This is a genomic window from Actinocrinis sp., assembly GCF_035946395.1.
Classification (GTDB): domain Bacteria; phylum Actinomycetota; class Actinomycetes; order Streptomycetales; family Catenulisporaceae; genus Actinocrinis.
This window is the reverse complement of sequence record NZ_DASYZI010000451.1, coordinates 1-4,427: the sequence shown is the minus strand read 5'-3', so window position 1 is coordinate 4,427 and position 4,427 is coordinate 1. Positions and strand designations below refer to the sequence as shown.

General features: G+C 68.5%; 4 protein-coding genes. All 4 read left to right on the top strand.

Going from position 1 to position 4,427, the window contains the following annotated elements:
* Positions 1–160: GTP cyclohydrolase I (locus VGS97_RS28695; RefSeq protein ID WP_326856814.1), on the top strand; the 160-nt coding region annotated here is incomplete at its 5' end.
* A 449-nt stretch (positions 161–609) separates the two neighbouring features.
* Positions 610–2,517: a phosphatidylglycerol lysyltransferase domain-containing protein gene (locus VGS97_RS28690; RefSeq protein ID WP_326856813.1), complete on the top strand. Its 1,908-nt coding sequence runs from the start codon at positions 610–612 to the stop codon at positions 2,515–2,517.
* 108 nt (positions 2,518–2,625) lie between these two features.
* A complete protein-coding gene (folP, locus tag VGS97_RS28685; protein ID WP_326856812.1) occupies positions 2,626–3,516 on the top strand; it encodes a dihydropteroate synthase in 891 nt (296 codons plus the stop codon).
* A complete protein-coding gene (locus tag VGS97_RS28680; RefSeq protein WP_326856811.1) occupies positions 3,516–4,001 on the top strand; it encodes a YybH family protein in 486 nt (161 codons plus the stop codon). The genes folP and VGS97_RS28680 overlap by 1 nt, the downstream gene beginning before the upstream one ends.
* The last annotated feature ends 426 nt before the right edge of the window (positions 4,002–4,427 follow it).

Sequence of the window (4,427 nt, the reverse complement as noted above, 5' to 3'; positions counted from 1 at the left end):
GCCCCGAGGGGTCATCGTCGTAGTGGAGTGCGAGCACCTGTGCATGTCGATGCGAGGGATACGGAAGCCCGGAGCGAAGACGGTGACGTCGGCGGTTCGGGGGATGCTTCGTTCCTCCGCGACTCGCGCAGAGGCGATGAGCCTCATCCTGGGGCGCTGAAGGATGAAGCGAGCCCGGGATCATTAGCGCAGTCTGGGTCGCTGAAGGATGAAGCGAGCCCGGGATCATTAGCACAGTCTGGGTCGCTGAAGGATGAAGCGGGCCCAGGATCGTCAGTACAGTCTGGGTCGCTGAAGAAGAGGGCTGCCGGGTCAGGAGCATCGGCCGCGGCCGGAGTCACAGAACCAGACGTTGAAGTACGAAAAAGAGAAGACGCACAAGAAGACGCAATGCCGGACGTCACGGTGTCAGATACTTTGTCAGATCAGGCGACAGGGCTGGATGGGGGAACTGAGGGAACAGTCGCGTCTGTGACGGTCGCCGAATCAGGGGACAACGTTCAGGTCGCGGAGACCGTCAAGCCGGAAGTGGATGCTAAAGCTGAGGGCGTGAGGACCGCAGCGAAGGCCCAGGTGTCGACGAAACAGACGCTGGCGAAGCAGCCACCGATGGCACAGTCATCCGCCAAGCAGGCATCGGCAAAGCAGCAGCAGCATCCGTCGACGGCACACGCATCCGCCAAGCAGGGGCCGACGAAGCAGGCGCCGAACAAGCAGGAGCCGGTGAAGCAGGAGTCGGCGGCCGAGTCGGGACCGCCTTCGGCCGCCATCACGCCGGCGACCCCGCCCATTCCGGCGCGCGCGACGCGGCCGTGGGTGCCTCGGGCGGCAGGCTGGTTGTGCTACCTGGTCGGCATGTTCGACATCCTGTCCGCGCTGTTCCCCCGGGTGCGGCACCTGGAGTCCGTGAACAAGTACGGGCACCTGGTCCCGGGGCTCCAGGTCAATCCCTACGCCATCGCTGCCAGCCTGATCGTCGGCATGCTGCTCGTCTCGCTCGCGCACGCGCTGCGGCGGCGTAAGCACCGCGCCTGGATGGGTGTCGTCGCGCTGCTTGGCGCGTCGATCGCCGTGCACATGTTCCGCAAGGAGCCCTCCGGCGGAATCGTGCTGTACCTGGTCTTCCTCATCCTGCTGATCGTGTATCGCGAGGAGTTCTACGCGCTCAGCGATCCCCGGTCGCGGTGGCGGGCCATCTGGACGTTCTGGGCGATGCTGGTCGCCGACGTCGGCCTGGGACTGATCCTGGTCTCCGCGCGCGGAGACCGCATCATCGGCGGCGCGAGCCTGTTCGACCGGGTCGACCACGTGGTGCTCGGGCTGGCCGGTATCACCGGGCCGATGCACTTCCGCGGGGACAACTACGGCGACTACGTGTACTTCTCGCTGTTCGGGCTGGGACTGCTCACCGTTCTGGTCACCCTCTACCTGTTCCTGCGCCCCGCCGAGCCGGCCGCCAGGCTGACCCCGGCGCAGGAGACCGAGATCAGGGCGCTGCTCACGCGGCACGGCCGCCGCGACTCGCTCGGCTACTTCGCGCTGCGCCGCGACAAGTCGGTGTTGTTCTCGCCGACCGGCAAGGCCGCCATCGCCTACCGGGTCGTCTCCGGCGTGATGCTGGCCAGCGGCGACCCGATCGGCGACCCGGAGGCGTGGCCCGGCGCGATCAGGGCCTTCATGGACCGGGCCGAGCGCTACGCGTGGATCCCCGCAGTGATGGGCTGCTCCGAGCAGGCCGGCGAGATCTGGCACCGCGAGGCCGGGATGGACGCGCTCGAACTCGGCGACGAGGCAGTGGTCGAGGTCGCGGACTTCTCGCTGGAGGGCCGGCCGATGCGCAACGTCCGGCAGATGGTCCACCGGATCGAGCGGCAGGGGTACAGCTGCCAGGTCCGCCGGTTGCGCGACATCTCGCCGGACGAGGTCGTGCGGATTCGCCGGCTGGCCACCGACGGCCGCTCCACGGAGACCGAGCGCGGCTTCTCCATGGCGCTCGGGCGGTTCGGCGACCCGGCCGACGGCGAGTGCGTCGTGGTCACCGCCACCAAGGACGACGAGATCCGTGCCGTGCTCGACTTCGTGCCCTGGGGCCAGGACGGGCTCTCGCTCGACCTGATGCGCCGCGACCGCTCCGCCGACCCGGGACTTAACGAACTGATGATCGTAGCGGCGCTGCGCGAGGCGCCGGCGCTCGGGGTGGCCCGGATCTCGCTGAACTTCGCGGTCTTCCGCTCCGCGCTGGAACGCGGCGAGCGGCTCGGCGCCGGACCGGTGCTGCGTCGCTGGCGTGGCCTGCTGGTGTTCCTCTCCCGCTGGTTCCAGATCGAGTCGCTATACCGCTTCAACGCCAAGTTCCGGCCGGTCTGGGAGCCACGCTTCGTGGCCTTCCGGCAGACCCGCGACCTGCCCCGGATCGCGCTGGCCGCGCTTGAGGCCGAGGCGTTCCTGGTGCTGCCCTCGCTGCTGCGCCGCGGGCCTCGTGACGAGCCTGACGTGGCCTCGCTGCGTACGTACTGACGCGTAATATGCGTAATAGGCGCGTATTCGTGGCGTGGACGGCGGTCCGGTCGTTTCACCGTCGGCCGCGCAGCCGGAAGTCGGCTGCCATGGCACTAGGCTGAGCGTATGGCTGTGCTGGCGACGCGACCCAACCGGCGGGTGACGGGGCTGCCCGAACTCGACCGGTGCGCCGTGATGGGCGTGGTCAACGTCACTCCGGACTCGTTCTCGGACGGTGGCCGTTACTTCGAGCCCGACGCGGCGATCGCACACGGCTTGGAACTGCTCGAAGTCGGCGTGGACTACCTGGACATCGGCGGCGAGTCGACCCGGCCGGGAGCGCTGCGTGTGCCGATCGAGGAGGAACTGCGCCGGGTCGTGCCGGTGATCGAGGCGCTGGCCCGGGAAGGCGCGACGATCTCGGTCGACACCATGCGCGCGCCGGTGGCCCGGCGCGCCGTCGAGGCGGGCGCCGTGATCGTCAACGACGTCAGCGGCGGGCAGGCCGACCCGGAGATGATTCCGTTCGTCGCTTCGGCGCAGGTTCCATACATCCTGATGCACTGGCGCGGGCACAGTGTCGATATGAATAGTCGTGCCGTCTATGGAGACGTCGTCGCCGAGGTGCGTTACGAGCTTTCCGAGCACGTAGAGCGCGCGGTGGACGGTGGCATTGCCCTGGACCGCATCATCCTCGATCCCGGTCTGGGCTTCGCGAAGAACGCGGCGCACGACTGGGCCCTCGTCGGTCATCTCGACGCGCTGCACTCGCTGGGCCGGCCGCTGCTGATCGGCCCTTCGCGCAAACGTTTCCTCGGCCGGCTGCTCGCCGGGCCGGACGGCGAACCGCGACCCGCGCCGGATCGGGACGTGGCCACGATCGCGCTGGCGGCACTGGTCGCCGCGCATGGAGCTTGGGGGGTGCGGGTGCACGCGGCAGCCGAGGCGATAGACGCGGTCCGTGTGGCCGCAGCAGTCGGGGATCCGCAATACGCGAGCCGGGCGGAGGACCGCTGATGACGCCGCAGCCGCCGGTGGACGAGGAGCCGTTCACCGCTGAGCAGGCCGCCGTCGCAGAGGCCAACGAGCGCTTCTACCAGGCCGTCGAAGAAGGCGATCTGGACACTGTCCGCGCTGTGTGGATCGACGGCGAATACGCCGACACCGTGCACTGCGTGCACCCCGGCCAGCCGGCCGTGCACGGCCGCTCGCAGGTGCTGATGTCGTGGGCAGTTGTGATGTCCAGACTGAGTTATCTTCAGTTCTTCATCACGGATATGCGCGTCGTGGTCTCGGGTGACATCGCCGTGGTGACCTGTGCCGAGAATGTGCTCACCGACCTGCCGCGCAGCGAGGGCGGAGAGGGCTCCGGGCTCGCCGGGGGCCGGGCCGAGGCGACCAACATCTTCCGCCGGTCGCGGGACGGCAGATGGCTGCTGTTCGCGCACCATTCCTCGCCGGTCTTCCCCTCCAGCAGTTCGGAACCGCCCGACGAGCAGTGACGGGTCCGGAAGCTCTGCTGTGGACAAGAGGACGCGCGGGTGGATTGCCGACGGTTTTGTCCATGGGCCAACGCTGTGTGGGCTCGTGGGTTGAGGGCTGAGAGTGGCGGGGCGGAGAAGGGAGTCGCAGCGCCACACGGCGTCAGCCGCATGAGCGACACCGCGCGGCGACTGACGACGCGGCGACCGACGACAACGTGGCCAGTCGACGGCCATCGGCACGCACGCCGAGCGGCGCCAGCCGCATGGACAACACGGTCGGCAATCCACCCTTGACACCCTCTGGCCCCGAAAAGCCCCGCAAGGGGTTAGACCGCGGCACGGTTTGGGCAGGCAGCATGCCGTAGGCGGCAAATCGCAGACGGAGGGGTGATGGGTGAGGGCGTGGACCGGTTGTCGGGACTGGACCGAATAGTTCTGCACGGG